At 65.9% G+C, this 22,975-nt stretch carries 24 protein-coding genes and 2 tRNA genes; 19 read left to right on the forward strand and 7 right to left on the reverse strand.

The features are described 5' to 3' along the window. Positions 1-101 precede the first annotated feature (101 nt). The 9 genes from yegS to AC06DU_RS02430 all read left to right on the forward strand — a co-directional run bounded on the left by yegS (position 102) and on the right by AC06DU_RS02430 (position 8,826). Entirely contained in the window at positions 102-1,031 is a 930-nt protein-coding gene (gene yegS / locus AC06DU_RS02390; RefSeq protein WP_478203454.1) for a lipid kinase YegS, read from the forward strand. 255 nt (positions 1,032-1,286) lie between these two features. Continuing rightward, entirely contained in the window at positions 1,287-2,762 is a 1,476-nt protein-coding gene (gene trpE / locus AC06DU_RS02395; RefSeq protein WP_024938199.1) for an anthranilate synthase component I, read from the forward strand. Then, positions 2,762-3,838: a threonine aldolase family protein gene (locus AC06DU_RS02400; RefSeq protein ID WP_478203455.1), complete on the forward strand. Its 1,077-nt coding sequence runs from the start codon at positions 2,762-2,764 to the stop codon at positions 3,836-3,838. The genes trpE and AC06DU_RS02400 overlap by 1 nt, the downstream gene beginning before the upstream one ends. An 18-nt stretch (positions 3,839-3,856) precedes the next feature. Continuing rightward, positions 3,857-4,639, forward strand: coding sequence for an SIMPL domain-containing protein (locus AC06DU_RS02405; RefSeq protein ID WP_054592430.1), 783 nt, complete (start codon positions 3,857-3,859; stop codon positions 4,637-4,639). 10 nt (positions 4,640-4,649) lie between these two features. Next, a complete protein-coding gene (locus tag AC06DU_RS02410) occupies positions 4,650-5,228 on the forward strand; it encodes an anthranilate synthase component II (RefSeq protein WP_024938197.1) in 579 nt (192 codons plus the stop codon). A gap of 175 nt (positions 5,229-5,403) precedes the next feature. Continuing rightward, the gene (locus AC06DU_RS02415; protein ID WP_184515760.1) at positions 5,404-6,036 is read left to right on the forward strand and encodes a flavin reductase family protein; all 633 of its coding nucleotides are present in this window, start codon (positions 5,404-5,406) and stop codon (positions 6,034-6,036) included. 116 nt (positions 6,037-6,152) lie between these two features. Continuing rightward, positions 6,153-7,190, forward strand: a complete 1,038-nt coding sequence (gene trpD / locus AC06DU_RS02420) for an anthranilate phosphoribosyltransferase (protein ID WP_046345540.1) — start codon at positions 6,153-6,155, stop codon at positions 7,188-7,190. Between the two features lie 54 nt (positions 7,191-7,244). Further along, positions 7,245-8,117: an indole-3-glycerol phosphate synthase TrpC gene (gene trpC, locus AC06DU_RS02425; protein ID WP_478204349.1), complete on the forward strand. Its 873-nt coding sequence runs from the start codon at positions 7,245-7,247 to the stop codon at positions 8,115-8,117. Continuing rightward, on the forward strand, positions 8,110-8,826 hold the full coding sequence (locus AC06DU_RS02430) for a haloacid dehalogenase-like hydrolase (RefSeq protein ID WP_478203457.1): 717 nt from the start codon (positions 8,110-8,112) through the stop codon (positions 8,824-8,826). The genes trpC and AC06DU_RS02430 overlap by 8 nt, the downstream gene beginning before the upstream one ends. 297 nt (positions 8,827-9,123) lie before the next feature. On the opposite strand, the gene crp is transcribed toward AC06DU_RS02430, so the two are convergent. After that, positions 9,124-9,816: a cAMP-activated global transcriptional regulator CRP gene (gene crp / locus AC06DU_RS02435; RefSeq protein ID WP_024938194.1), complete on the reverse strand. Its 693-nt coding sequence runs from the start codon at positions 9,814-9,816 to the stop codon at positions 9,124-9,126. Between the two features lie 137 nt (positions 9,817-9,953). Here crp and speD point away from each other — a divergent pair, with 137 nt between their 5' ends. Beyond that, on the forward strand, positions 9,954-10,748 hold the full coding sequence (gene speD, locus AC06DU_RS02440) for an adenosylmethionine decarboxylase (RefSeq protein ID WP_005990692.1): 795 nt from the start codon (positions 9,954-9,956) through the stop codon (positions 10,746-10,748). A 165-nt stretch (positions 10,749-10,913) separates the two neighbouring features. Further along, entirely contained in the window at positions 10,914-11,228 is a 315-nt protein-coding gene (locus tag AC06DU_RS02445; protein ID WP_003483069.1) for a DMT family transporter, read from the forward strand. A gap of 274 nt (positions 11,229-11,502) precedes the next feature. Here the strand turns inward: AC06DU_RS02445 and coq7 are convergent, their stop codons facing one another. Then, positions 11,503-12,156, reverse strand: coding sequence for a 2-polyprenyl-3-methyl-6-methoxy-1,4-benzoquinone monooxygenase (coq7, locus tag AC06DU_RS02450; RefSeq protein ID WP_102250951.1), 654 nt, complete (start codon positions 12,154-12,156; stop codon positions 11,503-11,505). A gap of 181 nt (positions 12,157-12,337) precedes the next feature. Between coq7 and rplM the strand changes: the two genes are divergently transcribed. Beyond that, on the forward strand, positions 12,338-12,766 hold the full coding sequence (gene rplM / locus AC06DU_RS02455; protein ID WP_016902424.1) for a 50S ribosomal protein L13: 429 nt from the start codon (positions 12,338-12,340) through the stop codon (positions 12,764-12,766). 2 nt (positions 12,767-12,768) lie between these two features. Beyond that, the gene (rpsI, locus tag AC06DU_RS02460) at positions 12,769-13,161 is read left to right on the forward strand and encodes a 30S ribosomal protein S9 (protein WP_016902423.1); all 393 of its coding nucleotides are present in this window, start codon (positions 12,769-12,771) and stop codon (positions 13,159-13,161) included. 415 nt (positions 13,162-13,576) lie between these two features. Here rpsI and AC06DU_RS02465 read toward each other — a convergent pair. After that, positions 13,577-13,651: transfer RNA gene (locus AC06DU_RS02465), tRNA-Gln, on the reverse strand. A 52-nt stretch (positions 13,652-13,703) separates the two neighbouring features. Further along, positions 13,704-13,780 (reverse strand) — tRNA-Met (locus AC06DU_RS02470). A gap of 118 nt (positions 13,781-13,898) precedes the next feature. On the opposite strand from AC06DU_RS02470, the gene AC06DU_RS02475 reads away from it, so the two are divergent. From AC06DU_RS02475 to bfr, 3 genes are all read left to right on the forward strand, one after another. After that, positions 13,899-14,516: an RNA pyrophosphohydrolase gene (locus AC06DU_RS02475; RefSeq protein WP_024938192.1), complete on the forward strand. Its 618-nt coding sequence runs from the start codon at positions 13,899-13,901 to the stop codon at positions 14,514-14,516. An 80-nt stretch (positions 14,517-14,596) separates the two neighbouring features. After that, positions 14,597-14,806 (forward strand): (2Fe-2S)-binding protein, encoded by a 210-nt coding sequence (locus tag AC06DU_RS02480; protein WP_024938191.1) that lies wholly within the window; start codon positions 14,597-14,599, stop codon positions 14,804-14,806. Positions 14,807-15,146: 340 nt separating this feature from the next. After that, positions 15,147-15,617 carry a bacterioferritin gene (gene bfr, locus AC06DU_RS02485; RefSeq protein ID WP_005990707.1) on the forward strand — a complete coding sequence of 157 codons (471 nt, stop codon included), beginning with the start codon at positions 15,147-15,149 and terminating at the stop codon, positions 15,615-15,617. 324 nt (positions 15,618-15,941) lie between these two features. Here bfr and AC06DU_RS02490 read toward each other — a convergent pair whose 3' ends face one another. From AC06DU_RS02490 to AC06DU_RS02500, 3 genes are read right to left on the reverse strand one after another with little or no spacing between them, the layout of a single operon-like run. Further along, positions 15,942-18,206 carry an ATP-binding protein gene (locus tag AC06DU_RS02490; protein ID WP_478204351.1) on the reverse strand — a complete coding sequence of 755 codons (2,265 nt, stop codon included), beginning with the start codon at positions 18,204-18,206 and terminating at the stop codon, positions 15,942-15,944. Positions 18,207-18,245: 39 nt separating this feature from the next. Next, positions 18,246-20,204, reverse strand: coding sequence for an EAL domain-containing protein (locus AC06DU_RS02495; RefSeq protein ID WP_184631478.1), 1,959 nt, complete (start codon positions 20,202-20,204; stop codon positions 18,246-18,248). 38 nt (positions 20,205-20,242) lie between these two features. Next, positions 20,243-20,869 carry a DUF4126 domain-containing protein gene (locus AC06DU_RS02500; RefSeq protein WP_102255577.1) on the reverse strand — a complete coding sequence of 209 codons (627 nt, stop codon included), beginning with the start codon at positions 20,867-20,869 and terminating at the stop codon, positions 20,243-20,245. A gap of 143 nt (positions 20,870-21,012) precedes the next feature. Between AC06DU_RS02500 and AC06DU_RS02505 the strand changes: the two genes are divergently transcribed. The 3 genes from AC06DU_RS02505 to erpA all read left to right on the forward strand — a co-directional run bounded on the left by AC06DU_RS02505 (position 21,013) and on the right by erpA (position 22,672). Next, the gene (locus tag AC06DU_RS02505) at positions 21,013-21,750 is read left to right on the forward strand and encodes a DUF6776 family protein (protein ID WP_478203458.1); all 738 of its coding nucleotides are present in this window, start codon (positions 21,013-21,015) and stop codon (positions 21,748-21,750) included. A 3-nt stretch (positions 21,751-21,753) separates the two neighbouring features. After that, complete coding sequence (locus tag AC06DU_RS02510; RefSeq protein WP_478203460.1) at positions 21,754-22,203, forward strand: bactofilin family protein; 450 nt, start codon at positions 21,754-21,756, stop codon at positions 22,201-22,203. Between the two features lie 82 nt (positions 22,204-22,285). Continuing rightward, complete coding sequence (gene erpA, locus AC06DU_RS02515; RefSeq protein WP_024938186.1) at positions 22,286-22,672, forward strand: iron-sulfur cluster insertion protein ErpA; 387 nt, start codon at positions 22,286-22,288, stop codon at positions 22,670-22,672. Positions 22,673-22,975: the final 303 nt, after the last annotated feature.

A 22,975-nucleotide genomic window follows, 5' to 3' on the forward strand; every position in this document is an offset into this window, starting at 1 on the left:
GTGACATGCCGATGACAGCCCGACGACATTGCGTATTCACGATGCGCGCAGCGGGCCGCTGCTAGCCTGCGTCCACCACCCCCACAGCATTGGCAGCGTGCATGGCCGCGTCCCACTGGCGTCTGATCCTCAACGGCAAGTCCACCGACAATCTGGACCTGCGTGAGGCGGTGGGAGCGCTGCGCAAGCGTGGCATCCAGCTCGAGGTGCGGGTCACCTGGGAAGACGGCGATGCCGAGCGCTATGTCGGCGAAGCGGTTGCCGACGGCGCCCACACCGTGATCGCGGCCGGCGGTGACGGCACCTTGAGCGAAGTGGCCGCGGCGCTGGCGCATCACACCGCCGATGCCGCCACGCTGCCATCGCTGGGCCTGGTGCCGCTGGGCACCGCCAACGACTTCGCCACCGCCGCCAACCTGCCGATCGAACCGCTCGCTGCGCTAACGCTGATTGCCGAGCGCCCTGCCGAGCCGATCGATCTGCTGCGCATCGATGCCGAGCACGGCCCGCACTGGTGCGCCAACGTCGCCAGTGGCGGGTTCGGCACCCAGGTCACCGTCGAAACCGACGAAGGCCTGAAGAAGATGCTCGGTGGCCTGGCGTATCTGATCACCGGCATGTCGCGGCTGGGCCGCATCGACCCGATCAGCGCCCGCTTCAGCGGCCCGGATTTCAACTGGGAAGGCGAGTTCATCGCGCTTGGCCTGGGCAACGGGCGCCAGGCCGGCGGCGGCCAGGCGCTGTGCCCGGAGGCCCTGATCGACGATGGCCTGCTCGACGTCACCATCGTGCCCGCGCTCAACGGCGAAGTGGCCGCCACCCTCGGCACCCTGGTCACCGGCGGCAAACAGGCCGCGCTGGAACGTGTGGCCGTGCGCGCGCGGCTGCCGTGGCTGGAGATCGTCGCCCATCAGCCGCTGACCTTGAACCTGGATGGCGAGCCGGAGACCTCGCTGCATTTCCGCATCGAATGCGTGCCGGCGCGGTTGCGGATGCATTTGCCTGTGGGGTGCCCGTTGCGGAGCGCTTGAGGGTGGGGAATCGGGAATCGGGATTGGGGAATCGGTAGAGCGGGGCTGGTTGTGCGGCGCCAGGCCGGTCTGCCCGGCTTCGCAATTTGCTTGGCTTTCGCCTCGGGCCTGCTGCCCTGGCGCGGCAGTTGCGCTACAGTAGGGACGTGTCCCGCTTGACGACTCCACGCTCCTTCTCTTCCGCTCGCCGCTGGTGGCGATGGTGGCCCGTTGCCGTCGTCCGCCCCGCCACAGAGTCCCGGAAGGAAAGTCGTCTTGATCACTGCAGAGCAGTTCCAGCGCCAGGCCGCTGAAGGTCACACCCGTATTCCCGTCGTCCGCGAAGTGCTGTCCGACCTGGACACGCCGCTGTCGGTCTATCTGAAGCTCGCCGACGGCCCCTACACCTATCTGTTCGAATCGGTCGAAGGTGGCGAACGCTTCGGGCGCTATTCCATCATCGGCCTGCCGGCGCGGCGCGTGTACAGCTTCCGCGGGCATACGCTGGAAATCAGCGAGCACGGCGAAGTACTGGAAACCCGCGAGGTCGCCGACCCGCTGGCCGAAGTGGACGCCTTGCGCGCCGAGCATTCGGTGCCGCAGCTCGACGGCCTGCCCGGCTTCACCGGCGGCCTGGTCGGCTGGTTCGGCTTCGAGTGCATCCAGTACATCGAACCGCGCCTGGGCAGCGGCGACAAACCCGATGAGCTGGGCACGCCGGACATCTTGCTGATGCTGTCCGAAGAGCTGGCGGTGTTCGACAACCTCAAGGATCGGCTGTACCTGATCGTGCACGCCGACCCGCGCCAGCCGCAGGCCTATGTGCGCGCCAACCGGCGCCTGGACGAACTGGCGCACCGGCTGCGTCAGGGCGGTGCCGGGTATCCGCAGGCGCAGGTTTCCGATGCGATCGACGAATCGGACTTCCACTCCTCGTTTACCCGCGAGGAATATCACGCAGTGGTGCGCAAGGCGCAGGAATACGTGCGCGCCGGCGACATCTTCCAGGTGGTGCCGTCGCAACGCTTGCGCGTGCCGTTCCGTGCGCGTCCGGTGGATGTGTATCGCGCGCTGCGCGCGCTCAATCCCTCGCCGTACATGTATTTTCTCGATGTGGGCGGCACGCAGGTGGTGGGCTCCTCGCCGGAAATCCTGGCGCGCCTGCGCGATGGGGTGGTCACCGTGCGGCCGATCGCCGGCACCCGCCCGCGTGGTGCCACGCCCGAGCAGGACAAGGCGCTGGAGGCCGAATTGCTGGCCGACCCGAAAGAGCGCGCCGAGCACGTGATGCTGATCGATCTCGGTCGTAACGATGTCGGCCGCGTGGCCGAACCGGGCACGGTCAAGGTGGGCGAGCAGTTCGTGATCGAACGCTATAGCCACGTCATGCACATCGTCAGCGAGGTCACCGGCACGCTCAAGGCCGGCCTGAATTACAGCGACGTGCTGCGTGCGACCTTCCCGGCCGGCACCGTCAGCGGCGCGCCAAAGATCCGCGCGCTGGAGATCATCCGCGAGCTGGAGCCGGTCAAGCGCAACGTCTATTCCGGCGCAGTCGGTTACATCGGCTGGCACGGCGATGCCGACACCGCCATCGCGATCCGCACGGCGGTGATCCAGGATGGGTATCTGTACGTGCAGGCCGGCGGCGGCGTGGTCTACGACTCCGACCCGGATCTGGAATGGCAGGAGACCATGAACAAGGGCCGCGCGCTGTTCCGTGCGGTCGCGCAGGCGGCCAAGGGGCTGTGATGGACGGGCAGGGCAACGCTGCGCGCATCAGCTTTCGCAACGATTACAGCGAGGGCGCGCACCCGCGCCTGCTGCAGGCCTTGGCGCAGGCCAGCGCCGAGCAGAACGCCGGCTACGGCACCGATCGGCATACCGCGCGTGCGGTTGCGCTGATCCGCAGCGCAGTCGCGCAGGCGCAGGCCGACGTGCATTTGCTGGTCGGCGGTACCCAGACCAACCTGACCGCGATCGCCGCGTTCCTGCGCCCGCATCAGGCGGTGATCGCGGTGGAAGCGGGGCACATCGCCACGCACGAAACCGGCGCCATCGAAGCAACCGGCCACAAGGTGCTGACCGTGCCCGCGTTGCACGACAAGCTAACGCCGGCGCTGATCCAGCCATTGCTGGATGTGCACGGCAACGAGCACATGGTGCAACCGCGCCTGGTCTACATCTCCAACAGCACCGAGAGTGGCACCATCTACAGCCGTGCCGAGCTCGAGGCGCTGTCGCGTTTCTGTCGCGCGCACGAGCTGCTGCTGTATCTGGATGGCGCACGCCTGGGCGCCGCGCTGACCGCCGAGGGCAACGATCTGGATCTGCCCACGATCGCCGCATTGACCGATGCGTTCTACATCGGCGGCACCAAGAACGGTGCCTTGCTCGGCGAAGCGCTGGTCATCGTCACTCCTGCCTTGCAGGCCGACTTCCGCTACCTGATCAAGCAACGCGGCGCGTTGCTGGCCAAGGGCATGCTGCTGGGATCGCAGTTCGCCACTCTGTTCGAAGATGGCCTGTTCTTCGAGCTGGCCGCACACGCCAATGCGATGGCGCAGTGCCTGCGCGCGGGACTGCTGGCCGCTGGCGCGCAGTTCACCAGCGATTCGCCGACCAACCAGCAGTTCATCGTCGTCAGCGCGCAGCAGGCCGAGCGGCTCGCGCAGCGCTACGACTTCGAACGCTGGGAAACGCGCGGCGATGGGCGCCTGGTCATTCGCTTCGTTACATCGTGGGCAACGACAGCTGGTGCGGTCGATCGCCTGTGTGCGGATGTCGCAGTTCTTCATCAAGATCCCATATCTCAGGACCGTTTCTAGGCCACAAGGATGATGACGATGAAAAGACTCGCAGGTTGTATGCTCGCTGGCGCCCTGATGTTGCCCGCGCTGGTATCGGCACAGATCAACACGCTGCCGTCGCAGCCGCACTTGCTGGTGAAGGGGCAGGCATTTCGTACCGTCGATCCGGATCGTTTCATCGTCGATCTCAAGATCAGCAAGACCGACCTGCAGGCGGATCTGGCGCGCCAATTCGTGGAGGAGCGCGCCAAGCAGGTCTTGCAGGGGCTTCAGCGCAATCACGTGATGAAGGATTCGCTCTACGCCTCGGCACTGTCGATCTCTCCGCAATCTCGCTACGAGAACGGCAAGCTGGTCTTCCAGGGAACCCAGGTGGAGCGCAAGATCCGCGGCACCTTCACGTCCTTGAAGGATGTGCGTGCCTTTCTCGGCGGGCTGGATGCCAACGAGAATGTCCAGGTGCTGTCGATGCAGACAGCATTCGCCGATGCGGCCGCACTGCGTGCAGCCCTCAAGCGCGAAGCGGCCACGCAATCACGCGAATCTGCCCAGGGTCTAGCCGCTGCCTACGGGGTTCGACTTGGCGGGATCTACAGCATCTCCGATGTAGCCCCCAGTTTTGCCTATGGTGTCGAAGCAGGCACCTGGTCTGCCCCCGCAGTGCCCAGGCCGAGCTCGGCGGTATCGCCCCCTTCGCCTCCGGCACCGCCTCCGCCGCCCGCACCGGGTGCAGGTGCGCAAGGTCTGGGTGAAAGCCTGCTGACCGGCACCATCACCTATACCGAAAACATCTATGCGGTCTTCCTGATCGCGCAATGAGTCCTTTGCCATGCTGCTGATGCTCGACAACTACGACAGCTTTACCTACAACCTCGTGCAGTACCTGCAGGCGCTGGGCGCCGAGGTCACGGTGGTGCGCAACGACGCGATGAGCGTGGATCAGATCGCCGCGCTCAGGCCCGAGCGCATCGTGATCTCGCCCGGCCCGTGCACCCCGAACGAGGCCGGTATCTCGCTGCAGCTGATCGAGCAACTGGGCCAGACCACGCCGATCCTGGGCGTGTGCCTGGGCCATCAAAGCATTGGGCAGGTCTACGGCGGCGATGTGATCCGCGCCGACACCATCATGCATGGCAAGACCTCGCCGATCCGCCACCAGGGCAAGGGCGTGTTCGCCGGCCTGCCGGACAGTTACGAGGCAACCCGCTACCACTCGCTGGTGGTGGACAAGACTACCTTGCCCGACGCGCTGGAAGTCACCGCCTGGACCGAGAATCCGGATGGCTCGATCGAGGAGATCATGGGCCTGCGTCATCGCCAGTTTCCGGTCGAAGGCGTGCAGTTCCATCCCGAGTCGATCCTGACCCAGCACGGTCATGCCTTGCTGAAAAACTTCCTGCAGCGTTGATCGAAATGCACAGCACGCACGTCGCAATGGTTGCCGCAACCTTTGTCGGTCTCGATGCAGTCTTCGGCGCCATCGATGCACCAGCGATTGATGCGCGCAATGCCTGCAATGACCTACGCGATAGCATGCGGCCGGCTTCCCACTTCGCTTCGTTCACACCTGCATCCGGATCACGATGAGCACCGCCAGCGACAGCTTCCACTTCTACGAACCAGGCCAGGGCCACGGGCTGCCGCACGATCCGTTCAACGCCATCGTCGGTCCGCGCCCGATCGGCTGGATCGGCTCGCGCAGCGCCGAGGGCATCGCCAATCTGGCCCCTTACAGCTTCTTCAATGCGTTCAACTACGTGCCGCCGATCGTCGGCTTCGCCAGCATCGGCCGCAAGGACAGCCTGCGCAATATCGAAGCCACCGGCGAGTTCAGCTGGAACCTGGCCACGCGCCCGTTGGCCGAGGCAATGAACGCCAGTGCGGCGATGGTGCCGGCGGAGGTCGACGAGTTCGTGCTGGCCGAGCTGCAGATGGCGCCATCGCGGCTGATCGGTGCCCCGCGCGTGGCAGCCAGTCCGGTCAGTTTCGAATGCCGGCTCAGCCAGCTATTGCCGCTGCAGAGCGCAGCCGGGCAGGCCATCGAAACCTGGCTGGTCCTGGGCGAAGTGGTCGGCGTGCATCTGGCGCACGCGGCGTTGCAGGACGGCATCTACGATCCCGCGGCCGTGCAGACGATTCTGCGCGCCGGCGGCGGCGCCGACTATTTCGAAGTGCAGGCGCAGGCGCGCTTCCGCATGCGGCGCCCGGGCCAGTGAGCGCTGCGCGCCGCGTCGCTGCATGGCATTGCCGCCATGCGCGACTGCAGCGCCAGCATTGATCGATCAAGCTCGCTGCCGCCTATCTTTCTCACGTTTTGCCACGGTCCTCGTCCATGCCCATCACCCCGCAAGAAGCCCTGCAACGCACCATCGAACACCGCGAAATCTTCCACGACGAAATGGTCGAGCTGATGCGCCAGATCATGCGCGGCGAGGTCTCGGACATGATGGTCGCGGCCATCCTCACCGGGCTGCGGGTCAAGAAGGAAACCATCGGCGAGATCGCCGGCGCAGCCACGGTGATGCGCGAGTTCTCGCGTCGCGTGGAAGTGAGTGATCGCCGGCATATGGTCGACATCGTCGGCACCGGCGGCGATGGCTCGCATACCTTCAACATCTCCACCTGCGCCATGTTCGTGGCCGCCGCCGGCGGTGCCAAGGTCGCCAAGCACGGCAACCGCAGCGTCTCGTCCAAGTCCGGGAGTGCCGACGCGCTGGAGGCGCTGGGCGCGGCGATCGAGCTGCAGCCCGAGCAGGTCGCCGCCTCGCTGGCGCAGACCGGTATCGGCTTCATGTATGCGCCGGTGCATCATCCGGCCATGAAGGTGGTGGCGCCGGTGCGCCGCGAAATGGGCGTGCGCACCATCTTCAACATCCTCGGCCCGCTGACCAACCCGGCCGGCTCGCCGAACATCCTGATGGGCGTGTTCCATCCGGACCTGGTCGGCATCCAGGCGCGCGTGCTGCAGGAACTCGGTGCCGAGCGTGCGCTGGTGGTGTGGGGCCGCGATGGCATGGACGAGCTTTCGCTGGGGGCCGGCACCCTGGTCGGCGAGCTGCGCGATGGCCAGGTGCGCGAATACGAAGTGCATCCGGAGGATTTCGGCATTGCGATGTCGGCCAGCCGCAACCTCAAGGTGGCCGATGCCGCGCAGTCGCGCACGATGCTGCTGCAGGTGCTGGACAATGTGCCCGGCCCGGCGCTGGACATCGTCGCGCTCAACGCCGGTGCGGCGCTGTACGTGGCAGGCGTGTCCGACAGCATCGCCGAGGGCGTCGTGCGTGCGCGTGCGGTCCTGGCCGATGGCTCGGCACGTGCAAGACTGGACGCCTATGTCGCCTTCACCCGGCAGATTGCCTCGCAGGCCTGACCCCTCCCACTGCACCGGCAGGCATGCGGCGGCATCCCGATCATGACCGCTGGCATGCTGGGGGCTGGCGCGTGGCGGCCGGTTGCGGCCGTCTTGACCGATAATGCCCGACCGCCAGGACCCGATACGATGAGCGATATCCTCAACACCATCCTTGCCCGCAAGGCCGAAGAAATCGCCGAGCGCAGTGCGCGCGTGCCGCTGGCCGAGCTGATCGCGCGCAGCGCCGACCTGCCGCTCACGCGCGGGTTTGCCGCCGCCATGCAGGCCAGCATCGCCGCCGGCGAGCCGGCGGTGATCGCCGAGGTGAAGAAGGCCAGCCCGTCCAAGGGCGTGATCCGGCCCGACTTCCACCCGGCCGACATTGCGGTCAGCTATGAATTCGGCGGCGCCAGCTGCCTGTCGGTGTTGACCGATGTGGACTTCTTCCAGGGCGCCGATGCCTATCTGCGCCAGGCGCGCGAGGCCTGCACGCTGCCGGTACTGCGCAAGGACTTCACTGTCGCCCCCTACCAGGTCTACGAGGCGCGCGTGCTCGGCGCCGATTGCATCCTGCTGATCGTCTCGGCACTGGACGATGGGCAACTGGCCGAGCTCTCCGGCCTGGCCATGCAACTGGGCCTGGACGTACTGGTGGAAGTGCACGACATCGACGAGCTGGAGCGCGCGGTGCAGGTGCCGGTGCCGCTGGTGGGCATCAACAACCGCAATCTGCGCACCTTCGAGGTGACGCTGCAGACCACGCTGGACATGCGCGCCGCCGTGCCGCGCGACCGCATCCTGGTCACCGAAAGCGGCATCGTCACTCCGGCCGACGTGCAGTTGATGCGCGGCCACGGCGTGAACGCGTTTCTGGTCGGCGAGACCTTCATGCGCGCGGCCGAACCCGGCGAGTCGCTGCGTCAGCTATTCTTTGCGCATGACTGAGGCGTATCCCGTACCGCGCGACGACGCACCGCTGGTGGTCTTCGATTTCGACCACACGCTGTATGACGGCGACTCCGGCAGCCATCTGTTCGCCTGGCTGATCAAGCGCAACCCCTTGCGTCTGCTGGTGGCGCTGTTGGCCTCGCCGATCCTCGGCCCGATGGTGGCGATGCTGCCGACCCGCCGCCGCGGCGTGTCCGGGTATGTGTGGATCGCCACCTTCGGCCTGCACCGCACGCGCGAGTTCAACCGCTTCATCGATGCGTACGTGCTCAAGCATGAAGCGCGGATCCGGCAGCGCCTGTTGCCGCACGCCTTGAAGGTGTTCACCGACCACCGCGCTGCCGGCGACCGCGTGGTGGTGGCCACCGGCGCGCCGCCGGAACTGGCGCGCGCCATTCTCGGCTTTGTCGCCCATCAGGATGTGCCGGTGATCGGCAGCCTGGTCGGTCCGCGTCTGGGCGCGGTCACCGCGCGACGTCACTGCCATAACGAAGAGAAGATGCGCATGCTGCGCGAGCGCGGCTACGCCGACATCGCCATTGCCTATTCGGACAGCACCGCGGATCTGCCGCTGTTGAAGGCCGCGCGCGCGCCGGTGGTGGTCAATCCGAAGGCCAATCGCGAAGCGCTGTTCCGACAGGTGCTGCCGGCCGGCACGCCGATCCTCAACTGGGGGTGTCGCGATCGCGGTGGCAAGGCGCTGTAGCGCCTGGCGCCGCTGGCGGCGCGGCGCCTGGCCGCCTGGCGGGCGCGGCGGGCATTCGAACCCGCCGGTTATCGCGCAGACGCGCGGCTTGCTTCGCGCGCATCCGACGGCTGTTCACCGAGATTTCCTGGTCACGCCACGCCTGCCGAAGCCGCAGGGAAATTCGCTTGGCTGGTGCTGCAGAGCACGCGTAGCGCGCGACGGCGGAACGCGCCGACTGCATCAGTCCGCATGCCGTGCGGCATGCGGTTCAAGTTGCGGCCGGTGCAGTGCTGCACCAGCCGCGACCACAACCGGTCAGCGGGTGCCGTAGAGCACGACGGTCTTGCCGCGTGCATGCAGCAGGCCGTCGGCCTGCAGCTTCTTGAGCACGCGCCCGGCCATCTCGCGCGAACAACCCACCAGACGTGCCAGTTCCTGCCGCGATACGCGCAGCTGGGTGCCCTGCGGGTGACTCATCGCTTCCGGCTCCTTGGACAGGTCGTGCAGGGTGCGCACGATGCGGTCGGTCACGTCCAGGAACGCCAGGCGGCTGGCTTTCCTTGTGGTATCGAGCAACCGCTTGGACAGCTGAACGCCAATCGCGTACAGGATGCGGGGCGCATCCGGCGACAGACTGGTCTGGAACAGCTGCTGCAGCCGCTCGTAGCTGATCTCGGCCAGCTCGCACTGGGTGCGGGTGCGCAAGATCACCTCGCGGGTATCGGATTCGATGAACAACCCCATCTCGCCGACGAACTCGCCGCTACCGAAGTAGCCCAGCACCAACTCACGATCGTCATCTTCCTCGGCAATGATGCTCACCGAGCCACTGATCACGTAATAGAGGGTGCCAGCCGGGTCTCCCGGCCGGAACACATCGGTCCGGGTCGGATAGCGCCTGCGATGGCTGTGCGCCAGGAAACGCTCGATCGTGCCCGCGTCCAGCGCCAGAGAAGGGGTAGCGTTACGTACCGTCGTAGTCACAACCGTCGTGTTTCCTGGGCTCATGGTAGTTCCGCGTGTAATTCCTGAAGCTTAACGGCATGAGTCATGCAAGGTAAACCATTCTTAACGTCGGCATTTCGTTGCTGGGATCTTTGGCTCATAATTGTTTCCTTTCCCGCCTTCCATAAGGACAGACCGACGTGGTCAAGCCGTTGCCTCGCCTGAGGCTACAGGGGTTCAACAACCTCACCAAGGCGTTGAGCTTCAACATCTACGACGTCTGTTACGCGCGTACCGAAGAGGAGCGTCAGCGCTACATCGAATATATCGATGAGCAGTACGACGCCGATCGTCTGACGCAGATCCTGACCGATGTTGCCGAGATCATTGGCGCCAACATCCTCAATATCGCACGTCAGGACTACGATCCACAGGGCGCATCGGTCACGATCCTGATCTCGGAAGAGCCCGTCATCGACAAGAAGCAGGCCGGCAAGGAGCTGATCTCCGATGCCGTGGTCGCTCATATGGACAAAAGTCATATCACTGTCCATACATACCCCGAGACGCATCCGCAGGAAGGCATTGCCACGTTCCGCGCCGATATCGACGTCGCTACCTGCGGCGTGATCTCGCCGCTGAAGGCGCTGAACTATCTGATCGAGAGTCTGGAGTCGGACATCGTGATCATGGATTACCGCGTCCGTGGCTTCACCCGCGATGTGAAGGGCAAGAAGCACTACATCGATCACAAGATCAACTCGATCCAGCACTTCCTCGCCAAGAACGTGAAGTCGCGCTACGAGATGTTCGATGTCAACGTCTATCAGGAAAACATCTTCCATACCAAGATGCACCTGAAGGACTTCGACCTGGACCAGTACCTGTTCGAAGAGCGCGCCAAGAATCTCTCGTTCAAGGAGCGCATGAAGATCGAAACGCTGCTCAAGCGCGAGATCGAAGAACTGTTCCACGGGCGCAACCTGAGCGAGTAAGCGCAGCGAGCGAGCTGTTGCGCGACCTGCCTGCAGGCGCGCGAAAGAATCAAGGCGGGACGGCCCGCCACGCGATGACCTCGCGTTCCACAGCCGACGGCGGCCCAGTGTGCAAACACTGGGCCGCTTTTTTTTTTGTGCGTTTTTCAAGTGAGGAGTGATGCGATGCCCTGGATCTATCTGCTGCTGGCCGGCCTGTTCGAAATCGGTTTTGCCATGGGCCTGAAGTACAGCGACGGCTTCACCCGCCTGTGGCCGACCGTGCTGACGATCGGTCTGGCGGGCATCAGCCTGTGGTTCCTGACCCAGGCACTGAAGACCATCCCGGTCGGCACCGGTTACGCGATCTGGACCGGGATCGGCGCGCTGGGCGTGACCATCGCCGGCATCGCGCTGTTCGGCGACAGCGCGTCGTGGTCGCGTCTGGCCTGCATCGGCCTGATCGTGGCCGGGGTGATCGGGCTGAAGCTGGTGGGCTAGTCGTTGTCAGCCCTGCGTGGTCAGCCCCACTGCGTGGGCCTGACCCCCCAAGGTTTGCGTAGCAAACCTTGGGCCCCACGCGTAGTCAGTCCCACTGCGTGGGCCTGCCTCCCAAGATTTGCTGTGCAAACCTTGGGCCCCACTTCGTAGCAGCCTATCCCCCCGCCTTCGGCGCGCCCCCTTAACAGAAGGGGGCTCTGCTCCAGTCGGGTGTTGCGAGGTTTGGGGCATGGTTTGCTGGGCGCCGCGGGCCGCCAATCCCCAATCCCCCCGGCTACAGCCGGTACGCCACCGCTTTCATCAGCTTGGAGGCCAGGGCCATGGCGCTGGGGATCGGGGGCGGGAGGATACGCGCGCCGGCCTGCTCGGCCTGGTCGGCGTGGCGGGCCTCGTCGATCTTCATCACGCGCAGGATCGCGCGGCTGCGCTGGTCGCCCTCGGGGAGGGTTTCCAGGTGTTCATCCAGATGGGCCTCGACCTGGCGCTCGGTTTCGACCACGAAGCCCAGACTCCAGTCGTCGCCGCGCAATCCGGCCAGGGCGCCGAGCGCGTAGCTGCCGGCGTACCAGAGCGGGTTGAACAGGCTGGGGCGGCTGTCCAGCTCGTGCAGGCGGTCGGCACACCAGGCCAGATGGTCGGTTTCTTCCTGCGCCGCCTCCAGCAGATGATGCTGGGTGTGGGCATCGCGGGCGACCGCGGCCTGGCCGAAATACAGGCCTTGCGCGCAGACTTCGCCGACGTGGTTGATCCGCATCAAGCCGGCGGCGTGGCGACGCTGGTCCGGTTCCAGTGCGACGTCGGGGGTGTCGGCGGCCGGGTTGGGTCGCTCGGCGGGCGGATTGCCGAATACCGTGTCCAGCGCGCGCTGGGCTTCGACCAGCAGCCGGTCGAGCGGGCCATGCAGTCGGAAAGAGGAGATCTGGGTCATGCGCCGATTCTGGCCCCGGACCGAGCCGCTGCCAACCGCCAGCGCTCCAGCCAGCAGGCGACTTGCGTGGCCTTGTATCGTCCCGTACAATCCCGCCTCTTCTGTTTCGCCTTCACAACGCGTGGCAAAGTTCCAGCGGTCATTGCCGCTGCAATCCGCCCGACCACTCAAGAGTTTTCTCATGACTACGTTCACCGCCAAGTCCGAGACCGTCCAGCGCGACTGGTATCTCGTTGACGCCGCCGGCAAGACGCTCGGCCGTCTGTCCACCGAACTGGCCCGCCGCCTGCGCGGCAAGCACAAGCCGGTTTATACCCCGCACGTCGATACCGGCGATTACCTCGTGGTGATCAATGCCGAAAAGATCGTGGTCACGGGCAACAAGCTGAAAGACAAGAAGTATCACCGCTTCACCGGCTACATCGGTAACCTCAAGACCGAGAGCCTGGAGCAGGCGCTGGAGCGCCACCCGGAGCGCGTGATCGAAATCGCCGTCAAGGGAATGCTGCCGAAGGGCCCCCTGGGCCGCACCATGTACCGCAAGCTCAAGGTCTATTCGGGTGCCGAGCATCCGCACGCCGCCCAGCAGCCGCAAGTTCTGGATATCTAATCATGGCTATCACGCAAAACTACGGCACTGGCCGCCGCAAGTCCTCCACCGCTCGCGTGTTCCTGCGCAAGGGTACCGGCAACATCACCGTCAACGACCGTCCGCTGGACGAGTTCTTTGGCCGTGAGACTGCACGCATGATCGTGCGTCAGCCGCTGGAACTCACCAAGAACACCGAAAGCTTCGACATCCTGGTCACCGCCTCCGGCGGCGGCACCACCGGCCAGGCCGGTGCGATCCGCCTGGGCATCGCCCGTGCGCTGGTCGAGTACGACGAAACCCTGAAGTCCGAGCTGCGCAAGGCTGGCTTCATGACCCGTGACGCCCGCGAAGTCGAGCGTAAGAAGGTCGGTCTGCACAAAGCTCGTCGCGCGACCCAGTTCTCCAAGCGCTGATCCATTGCGTTTGTTGCGTCCCGGTTCGCCGGGGCGCCTACTTCAAAAGCTCGGCCATGCCGGGCTTTTGTCGTTTTGGGGCCTGCGCAGTGGGCGCCTGCAGTCGGTGGCCTGCTGTGTCGAGGTAGATTTTTCCTTGCCCAGGTCTGGTGACTTTCGCAAACGCTGGCTGGTCATCTCGTGTGTACCGGCCGCTGCGCCTGCGCACGGCGGCATGGGGTGACGCCGCGGTGGCCGGGCTCTGTGCCTGACTGTTGGGTGCCTGTCTGACCCGGTATCCATTTTCGACCAGGGTGGGTGTTGCCTTCGGTGATCGCTGTTCGGCCTTGGGGCGGGAATGCCTGCTGCACGAATGCCGGCAAGCAGTAATCGGGCAACAAAAAAGGCCCGATCGTCAGATCGGACCTTTCGTGTTTGGCTGCCCCGGATGGATTCGAACCACCGAATGCCTGAGTCAGAGTCAGGTGCCTTACCGCTTGGCGACGGGGCAATAAAACGTGTTGAACCAAGAGTATTGCATGCCCAGGTGGGCCTGAAAACCTTGGTGGCTATGGGTGGACTCGAACCACCGACCCCAGCATTATGAGTGCTGTGCTCTAACCGGCTGAGCTACATAGCCTAGGGAGCCGGTAATTCTTACCAAGCGCCCGCGTGTTGTCAAGCATTTCGTTTTCAGCTTGTGAGCCAGCCGTCGCCGTGGCAGAGTCGGTGACAGTAGATTTTCAGGAGTCCGCATCGTGATCGATCCGGACGGTTTCCGGCCAAACGTCGGCATCGTGCTGATGCGAGAGGATGGTCAGGTGTTCTGGGCACGACGTGTGCGCAGGGACGGCTGGCAGTTCCCGCAAGGTGGCATGAATACCGATGAGACACCCGTAGAAGCCATGTACCGCGAGTTGCGCGAAGAAACCGGGTTGTTGCCCGAGCATGTCGAATTGCTCGGTGCCACCCCCGGATGGCTGCGCTATCGCCTGCCGAGCCGGGCAGTGCGGCGCAATGAGCGTCAGGTGTGCATCGGCCAGAAGCAGGTCTGGTTCCTGCTGCAGTTCACCGGCCACGAATCCCATCTCAAGCTCGACCACACCGACACGCCGGAGTTCGACCACTGGCGCTGGGTGGATTTCTGGTATCCGGTCGAGCATGTGGTGATGTTCAAGCGTGGGGTCTATGCGCGCGCGCTGCGTCATCTGGCTCCGCTGGCGCAGACCATCGCGGGCTCTGCGGCGGTCGGGGTGATGCCCGAGCGCGCGCTGGAGGCCTGGTTGCCGGGCAGCAGCGCGGCCGGGCACGACAGTCCGCGCAAGCGTCCACGCAAGCGGGGCGGGCCTCGTGCGGTACGGATTAATAATGATTAACGTTTGGAATTGACACCTATTCTCGTTTGCGGTGCAATCAGCGCCGGTCCTCTCCGGATCGCCAGCACCCGACCGATACCGTGTACGTCTGCATCTGTAATGGGGTCACCGACCACCAGATCCGCGAAGCGGCCGAGAATGGCTGCGCCAGCCTGGCCGAGCTGACCATGCGCACCGGCTGTGGTTCGAACTGTGGGTCGTGCCTGGAAATGGCGGGCGACGTGCTGAGCCAGGCCCATGCGAGCCGTGCGCTGCCGTTGCCCATGCTGGGGCTTGCCAGCGCTGCCTGAGCGCCTTCCGCTGTGCTCGCGCACTGTCGGTAACGGACTGCTGCGAGCAGGTTGCCGGTCTGGCTCGCTCTACCGTCGTTCTGTCGCGCCGCCAAGGCGCGATCGATAGGTCGCCTTCCTGGCTGACCATCATGCGGTCAGGTCGTAACCCTGCGGTTGCCGTTCGATCGACAGCGCGCGATCGTTCGGCGAATGATCGATGCGCACGTTACGTGCAACAGGCCATCTGCCGGCCACCTGCGGGCGGGCAGGCGTCGCGCAACTGATCACGATTCGCGTTCCTTCATGCGCCGCAGCAACGCGCTACAGTGCGGCCGGCTCACTGTCTCGGAGACATCGCATGAAGGGCGATACCAAGGTCATCGAGTACCTCAACAAGGTGCTCTACAACGAACTCACTGCGATCAACCAGTACTTTCTGCACGCCAAGATGCTGAAGAACTGGGGCCTGAAAGAACTGGCCGAGCATGAGTACAAGGAATCCATCGACGAGATGAAGCATGCGGACAAGCTGTCCGACCGCATCCTGTTTCTCGAAGGACTTCCGAATTTCCAGGCGCTGGGCAAGCTGCGCATCGGCGAGAACCCCACCGAGATGTTCCGCTGTGATCTGGCGCTGGAGCGTGAGGCGGTTGCGGTGCTGCGCGAGGCCGTGGCCTATGCGGAGACCGTCAACGACTACGTGAGCCGCCAGCTGCTGGTGGACATCCTGGAGTCGGAAGAAGAGCACATCGACTGGCTGGAAACGCAGCTGGATCTGGTGGCACGTATCGGCGAGCCGAATTACCTGCTGACCAAGCTGGACGACTGAGCGCGCTCGGTGCGGTGCTGGTCAGCGGTGTGTCGGGATCAGCGCAAGAGGGTCTGAGTCAGTAAGCGCCTGCACTGCTGGGGAGCATGCGGGCGCTGCATGGGTGTCGCGCTGTCGCTGTGATTGGCCGCATGTGGCTTCGCGCGCTACCTAAGCCGCGCCGCAGCCCGCGTTTGCGGCGCTGGCGCTCCAGGGCACGCATGCCAGTGGCGAGCAAACCCTGCCTTCTCGCCCTGGCGCGAGCGAGGCGAGATTTTTCTTCTCGGGATGTCTTCGACTGCGTTACCTGGCCGGTTGTTGTCGTCGGCTGCAGGCTTGCGCGGTTCAGCCGGCTGTGCGGGCCTTGGCCTGCAGGCGGGCGACCTGGCCGAGCAGCGCCAGACGGGCGCGTGCGTATTCGGCGATGACCAGCGCCACCATCACCGAGGGGCGTTCGATGGTGCCGGTGCGCGCGGCCAGTTCGATCCGGCGCGCGGCATTGGCCAGCGCCTGGGCGCCGACATTGGCGCTTGAGGATTTGAGCGTATGCGCCAGATCGCGCAGCTGCATGCTGTCGCGGTTGGTGGCTGCGGTTTCCAGGCGCTCGATGATGCCGGGTGCGTCTTCCAGGAACAGCTGCAGGATGGTGATGGTGTCCGCGCCCGCCACCTCGTACAGCTCATCGATCACGCTGTTGTCCAGGATCGGCAGGGCGCGCGTCTGTGCGGCGCTGACGCTTTCGGAGTCGCCTGCTGCCTGGCTGCCGATGGCCGGGCCAGGCAGCAGCGGTTGGCGCGGCAGCCAGCGCTGCAGGCAGGCGTCGAGCTGCTCGCGGGCGACCGGTTTGGACAGATAGTCGTCCATGCCGGCGGCCAGGCAGCGTTCGCGATCGCCGGCCATGGCGTTGGCGGTCATCGCCACGATCGGGATCGGGCGGCCGCCGCTCTCGGTTTCCATCGCGCGCCAGCGGCGGGTGGCGGCATAGCCGTCCAGCACCGGCATCTGGCAATCCATGAAGACCATGTCGTAGCGGGTGGACTCCATGCTGCTCAGCGCGGCTTCGCCATCGGTGGCGGTATCGGCGTCGAAGCCGAGCACGGCCAGCAGTTTCTGCGCGACCAGCAGGTTCACCGGGTTGTCTTCCACCAGCAGGATGCGTACATCGCGCGCGTTGGCCAGCGCCGGCGCCATCGGCTCGGGAATCATCGCCGCGGCCAGCGTGGCCGCGTGGGCCGGCCTCGGCTCGGGCGGCAGCACCAGCGAGCGCAGGGTCTCGTCCGGGCTCTGGCGCGGCACCAGGGTGGCATTGTCCTGCAGCTCGGACGGCACCGGCTCGTCGCCGTACAGCCAGATCAGGCGTGCGCCGCTGAGGTCGTCCGGGCGCGCGAGTGCGCGATGCACGGCGCGCGCGCTGTAGCGCAGCGTGTCGTGGTCGGCGATGACGCAGCGGAAGCCTTCGCTGTCGCTGTGGCGACGCACCCGCTCCAGCGCTTCCTGGGTGGTTTCCATCAGCACGTGCGATACGCCCCAGCTGTCCAGCAGGCGCTTGAGGCGCTGCAACAGGCGGGTGTCGGAGCTGATCACCATCACCCGCGCGGCATCGGCGCCGGCGTTCTGCTGCAGGTCGCCGATGACCTTGAGCAGCGGGATTTCGAACCAGAACGTGGCGCCGCGCCCGTGCTCGGATTCCACGCCGATGCGGCCGCCCATCAGGTCGATGATGCGCTTGCAGATCGCCAGCCCCAGGCCGGTGCCGCCGTACAGGCGCGTGGTGGAGGCGTCGGCCTGGGCGAAGGAGCGGAACAGGCGTGCCTGCTGATCCGGGGCGATGCCGATGCCGGTGTCGCGCACCTGGAAGCGCAGCAGATGCTGGGCGCGGGTCTCGCCCAGGCGACGCAGCTGGATGTCGACGCTGCCGCGCTCGGTGAACTTGATCGCATTGCCGATCAGGTTGCCCAGCACCTGGCGCAGGCGGATCGGGTCGCCGCGCACCAGCAGGCGCACCGACGGTTCGATATCCAGCCCCACGCGCAGCTGCTTGCCTTCAGCGGTGCGCTGCAGCAGCTGCACGACGCCGTCGAGCAGCTCGCGCAGGTTGAAGGTGGTGATCTCCAGTTCGAGCTTGTTGGCTTCGAGTTTGGAGTAGTCGAGGATGTCGTCGACGATGCGCAGCAGTTGCAGCGAGCTGCCGGTGGCGGTCTGCAGCATGTCGCGCTGGTCCAGGCTGAGCTGGCCGCTGGAGATCAGTTCCAGCATCGGAATGATGCCGTTGAGCGGGGTGCGGATCTCGTGGCTCATGGTGGCCAGGAATTCGCCCTTGGCCAGCGTGGCGGCCTCGGCGGCCTGCTTGGCGCGCAACAGTTCCTGTTCGAGCGCGCCGTGACGCTGCAGTTCCTGCTGCAGGCGCTCACGGGCAACGTCGGCTTCTTCCAGGCGTTGCAACAGGGCGTGCTGCGCGCGCGCGCTGCGGTAGCCGGCAACGGCAGCGCCCAGACCGAATACCACCGCCAGTGCTGCAGAGAGTGCCGTCACTGCGCGCCACGGCCCGTCGATGGCCGACCACTGCAGGCCGGCACTCAGCGAAGCGACCAGCGCGGTCAGCGTGGCCAGGCTGCTCCAGGCGCGGAGGCCTCCTGCCCGCGCTGTCACTCAGAGCACCGCGTTCGTGAAGTCGAAGTCCAGTTCCTTGCCGACCGTCTGCACCAGGTTGCCCTGGATGAAGTCCACGCCGCTCATCCACATCGCCGCAGCCGCCTGCGGATCTTCGATGCGTTGGCCGATGATCAGCAGGCCGCGCTGATGGGCGATATTGATCACGCTGCGCAGTTCGTCGCGGACTGCCGTGTTGCCGTGGGCATCGGCGAAGCGGTTGGCCATGCGCACGAAGCTCAGCGGCAACTGGCCCAGCAGCGCGTTGGCCTCGTCGCCGGGCTCGAACTGGCTCAGGCAGAACTGCACGCCGGCCGGCATCAATTTGGCGCAGAACTGCTGCACGGTGACCGCGTGGATCAGGGCATCGTCCAGGCGCAGGTCGACGATCAACGATTGCCCGGCCACGCCGCGCTCGAGCAGCGCCTTGAGCAGCCAGTCGGCAAAGGCATCGCGTGCCAGCGTGCGCGGCGACTGCGACACAAACAGCCGCAGCGGCGGGTGGGCGTGCTGGTACAGATGCAGCAGGCCGAGCGCGTGATCCATGACCTGCTGGTCGAGATCGGCGATGCGTCCGGCCGCTTCGGCGGCGGGAATCACCTGGCCGGCCGACAGCAGCGTGCCGTCGGCCTGGCGCAGCCGCAGCAGCACCTGGTATTGCGCGGTGTCGCCGCCGGCCACCGCCACGATCGGTTGATAGGCCAGTTCGAGCTGGCCTTCGACCAGGCGCAGTTGCTCCTGTTGTTCGGCCTGGCTGGGGGCCAGATAGGCCTGCACGCCGTCGCTGCGCAGGCGTGCCTGCAGCGCGGTGCGCTCGACCGCTTCCAGCGCGCTGCCGGTGTCGTCGAAGCCCAGGCCCAGCGGTGCCACGCCGATGGCGCAGCGCACGTGCACCGATTCTTCCTCGCGTACCGGGAAGGCATGCGCCGACAGCCGCTGGCGGATCTCCAGCGCATGCTGCTCCAGGCTGGATTCGGGCATGTCCACGCCCAGCAACAGGAAGCTGTTGTCGTTCAAGCGCGCCAGCGGATACGGGTGCGCTGCACTGGCCAGGCGATGCCCGGCCTGGGTCATCAGACGCTCGTAGGCGGCATAGCCGTAGCGTTCACGCAGGCCGAGCGCGCTGGCGATTTCGATGAAGAACAGCCCGCCGGCCTGCTTGCGTGCCAGCGCATCGGCCAGCAGTTCCATCACATGGCCGCGCGTCGGCAGGCCGGTTTCCGGATTGCTGCGCACGCTGACCGGTTCGCCGGCCTGCTGCAGCGCCTGTTGGCGGGCGCGGCGGATGCGGTTGGACACCGCGGCGATCAGGTGGCGTGGGCGGATCGGCTTGGTCAGAAAATCGTCGGCGCCGCTGTCGAGCACTTCGAACTGACGCTCCGGATCGGGGTCGCCGGTCAAGAACACGATCGGCAGCAACTGCTGGCCCGGCTGCTGGCGGATCAGGGTGGTCAGGCGGATGCCGTCCAGCTCGGGCATGTGCAGGTCCATCAGGATCAGATCCGGGTGGTAGTCCTGGATCGCCTGCGGCACGCTGGCGGCGGTCATTTCCACCTGTGCATGCATGCCGGCGCCGTGCAGCACGCTCTGCGCAAACAGCGCCTGCGAGCGGTCGTCCTCGACGATCAGCACGCGGTACGGCGCGTCGGCGGCGGCGTTGTCATCGCCCTCGCGCGGGGTTGAGGCGGTCGTTGGTGTCGGCGCTGCGGCCGTCGCGTGCGCGCTGCTGCCTTGTGCAGCGGACTGCGCTGGCGCCATCGGCAGGATCATTGCGGGTGCGGCAGCGAGCGCCGGCGCCGGAATGATGGCCGCGCTCACCGGCTCGGCAACGGTGGACGCCGCTGCGGTCTCGTCGGCCCAGCGGCGCCAATAGTCGGCCGGCGGCGTTTCTGCGCGCAATGGACGATTGCGCGTGGCGGTGTCGTCACGGGTGAAAGGAACCGGATCTCGGGCGGCCATCGATACTCCCTGCAGTCGCGATGATTATGCGATGAACTTCACGATAGCGGGGAGCGACGTGCAGCCGGCGTGGTGGTGGAACGCATCGGCGCGACCAGCCGGCGCATGCCCCGCCACAGCAGTCGCCAGACCCACCACACAACCAGCGTGGCCAGCACGCTGGAGCCCACCGCAACACTGAGTGCCAGCAACGGGTGCGCCAGTGCCAGCGCCAGCGCGGTGGTGGTGATGGTGTCTTCGGCCAGCGAGGCGACCCAGTTGCTGGCCGGTTCCGGCGAGGTGTTGAGCAAGGCGCGGGTACCGGCCTTGAGGGTATGGCTGGTCAGCGCCACGCCCGCGCCGGCGGCCAGTACGCCGGTGCTCAGGTCACCGTCCGGCGACAGCGTGGCCGCGGCCAGGAAGGCGCCGGCCGGCACGCGTGCCAGGGTCTGCAGCAGATCCCAGCCCGAATCCACGCCGGGAATCTTGTCGGCGAAGAATTCGGCCACCGCCAGTGCACCGGAGGTGCCCAGCACCCACCACGACTGTGCCGGGTGCAGGGCGGGCGGCAGCTCGATCCAGCCGAGCAGGCCGGCAAGGCCGACACCGAACACGGTGAGATAGACACGGATGCCGGCCAGCCAGGCCAGCAGGATGCCGATCACGAACAGATGGGCTTCGCTCATGGCGTTGTCGATCCCTGCAAACAATTGCAGAACTATCGCAGAACTTTGGGATAACCGCCGGTCCAGCGCCAGCACGATGGTCAGTGGCGCTCTGGCACACTACGCCGCCCATGACTGCGCCGGCCCGTCCGGACCCGATGCCCATGCGACCAGCCGCACGCGTTCAGATCGTCCAACGTGACTCCGGCGGTGGCCGTTCCCGCGGCCGCTGGTTATGGCTGGTGATTGCGTTGGCATGGCTGGCATCGCTGGGCGGGGTGTGGTGGATGGCCAGCCGCACTGCCGCGCCGCGTCTGGTCCAGGCCGAGGCGGCGCTGCAGCAGGCGCAGCGCAACCAGGCCCAGCAGCGTCGGCAGATCGCGCAGCTGCAGCAGCGCCAGGTCAACCTGGCGATGTCCGACAAGATCAGTCGCGCCGCCAATACCGAGGTGCAGGCCTCGCTGGCCGAGCGCGACGAGCAGATCGCCGCACTGCGCGCGGATGTGGCGTTTTACGAGCGCCTGGTGGGCTCCACCGCGCAGCGCAAGGGGCTGAACGCGCACTCGGTGCAATTCACCGCCGAGGCCGGCGGCACCTGGAACTATAGCGTGGTGCTGACCCAGAACCTCAACCGCGGCGCGATCAGTCAGGGCCAGCTGCGCTTTGCGGTGGAAGGCGTGCGTGCCGGCAAGCTGGTCACGGTGAGCTGGAATGAGCTGCACCAGAAGCCGGATGCGGCCGGGCAGCCGTACTCGTTCCGCTATTTCCAGCAATTGGACGGCAGCGTGATCCTGCCGAAGGATTTCACTCCGCAACGTGTCAAAATCTCCCTGAGCGGCGATGGGGCGCCGGTCAATCAGACATTCGACTGGAAAGTCGCCGGGAATGGCGCGGGGGAGTAGCTGATGTTCGGAAACAAATCCAACCGTGGTGCGCAGACCGTGGTCGACACCTTGATCGGGCCGCAGGTGGTCATCCGCGGCGACCTGATGTTCAGCGGCGGGCTGTATGTGGAAGGCCGCATTCTGGGCAAGGTGATTGCCGAAGACGGCGCCAGCGCCACCTTGACGGTGGCCGAGCAGGGCAGCATCGAGGGCGAGGTGCGCGCGCCGGTGGTGATCATCAATGGCCAGCTGACCGGCGACGTGCATGCCGCCGAGCGGGTCGAACTGGCCGCCAACGCGCGGGTGCAGGGCAATGTGCATTACCAGGTGGTGGAGATGAGCGCCGGCGCGCAGCTCACCGGCCGCCTGATCCATGCCGCCACCGCTGGCGCGACCGCCGCGTTGCCGTCGCCGGAGGCCGGCCGCGTCGAGCCGGTCAAGGCCTTGCAGGCCGAGACTGCCGACGCCTGAGGGTATGGCCTGCAGCTGAAGCGGGCGCCGGATTTGGCAAGCAGCGCTTGAAGTGGGGCCGCCTGGCCCCCATGCTGACGCCATGAGCACGCTCGTTTCGCTTCCCACCGCCGCCCCGGCCCCGGACTATCAGTCCATCGACCGGCCGCTGAACTTTTCCGTGGCTGCCGCCAGCAAGGTGCGTGAGCTGATCCAGGAAGAAGGCAACGCCGAGCTGGCATTGCGTGTCTACATCCAGGGTGGCGGCTGTTCCGGCTTCCAGTACGGCTTCGAGTTCGACGAGAACCGCGCCGAGGACGACCTGGCCGTGGCTACCGACGGGGTGACGCTGCTAGTGGACCCGCTGAGCCTGCAGTATCTGATGGGCGCCGAAGTGGACTACACCGAAAGCCTGACCGGGGCGCAGTTCGTGATCCGCAATCCGAACGCCAAGACCACCTGTGGGTGCGGTAGCAGCTTCAGCGTCTGAATCGACGCGGTTGCTGGTGCCTGGTTGTTCGTGTGTGATGTTGCGGTCGAGTCGCGGGCAACCTGCTGCCTGCGACGTTTTCAGGTCTGACATGGTGCAGTGATAACGGCAGTCGCGTGAGTGTGTCGATACGGCCTCACGCTGTGCGTCGCTTGCACGCGCTGTATGACTCTTGATGCGACGCGTGTTGCGGGTCAACGACACCGCAGCCGGGCGGATTTTCAAACGCCGATCTATGTGATCCATGCACTGCGCAGATGCTCGCCGATGCACTGGCGAAGCGCACCGCGCTATCGATGTACA

Source organism: Xanthomonas sp. NCPPB 3200, from assembly GCF_056393585.1.

Coding starts and splice junctions, on each gene's coding strand:
- rpsI (WP_016902423.1), top strand. CDS start 12,769: ATGGCTATCACGCAAAACTACGGCACTGGCCGCCGCAAGTCCTCCACC.
- rplM (WP_016902424.1), top strand. CDS start 12,338: ATGACTACGTTCACCGCCAAGTCCGAGACCGTCCAGCGCGACTGGTAT.
- bfr (WP_005990707.1), top strand. CDS start 15,147: ATGAAGGGCGATACCAAGGTCATCGAGTACCTCAACAAGGTGCTCTAC.
- AC06DU_RS02505 (WP_478203458.1), top strand. CDS start 21,013: ATGCGACCAGCCGCACGCGTTCAGATCGTCCAACGTGACTCCGGCGGT.
- AC06DU_RS02500 (WP_102255577.1), bottom strand. CDS start 20,869: ATGAGCGAAGCCCATCTGTTCGTGATCGGCATCCTGCTGGCCTGGCTG.
- AC06DU_RS02405 (WP_054592430.1), top strand. CDS start 3,857: ATGAAAAGACTCGCAGGTTGTATGCTCGCTGGCGCCCTGATGTTGCCC.
- AC06DU_RS02415 (WP_184515760.1), top strand. CDS start 5,404: ATGAGCACCGCCAGCGACAGCTTCCACTTCTACGAACCAGGCCAGGGC.
- trpD (WP_046345540.1), top strand. CDS start 6,153: ATGCCCATCACCCCGCAAGAAGCCCTGCAACGCACCATCGAACACCGC.
- AC06DU_RS02410 (WP_024938197.1), top strand. CDS start 4,650: ATGCTGCTGATGCTCGACAACTACGACAGCTTTACCTACAACCTCGTG.
- AC06DU_RS02495 (WP_184631478.1), bottom strand. CDS start 20,204: ATGGCCGCCCGAGATCCGGTTCCTTTCACCCGTGACGACACCGCCACG.
- AC06DU_RS02445 (WP_003483069.1), top strand. CDS start 10,914: ATGCCCTGGATCTATCTGCTGCTGGCCGGCCTGTTCGAAATCGGTTTT.
- AC06DU_RS02510 (WP_478203460.1), top strand. CDS start 21,754: ATGTTCGGAAACAAATCCAACCGTGGTGCGCAGACCGTGGTCGACACC.
- yegS (WP_478203454.1), top strand. CDS start 102: ATGGCCGCGTCCCACTGGCGTCTGATCCTCAACGGCAAGTCCACCGAC.
- crp (WP_024938194.1), bottom strand. CDS start 9,816: ATGAGCCCAGGAAACACGACGGTTGTGACTACGACGGTACGTAACGCT.
- trpC (WP_478204349.1), top strand. CDS start 7,245: ATGCTGGGGGCTGGCGCGTGGCGGCCGGTTGCGGCCGTCTTGACCGAT.
- AC06DU_RS02400 (WP_478203455.1), top strand. CDS start 2,762: ATGGACGGGCAGGGCAACGCTGCGCGCATCAGCTTTCGCAACGATTAC.
- coq7 (WP_102250951.1), bottom strand. CDS start 12,156: ATGACCCAGATCTCCTCTTTCCGACTGCATGGCCCGCTCGACCGGCTG.
- erpA (WP_024938186.1), top strand. CDS start 22,286: ATGAGCACGCTCGTTTCGCTTCCCACCGCCGCCCCGGCCCCGGACTAT.
- AC06DU_RS02430 (WP_478203457.1), top strand. CDS start 8,110: ATGACTGAGGCGTATCCCGTACCGCGCGACGACGCACCGCTGGTGGTC.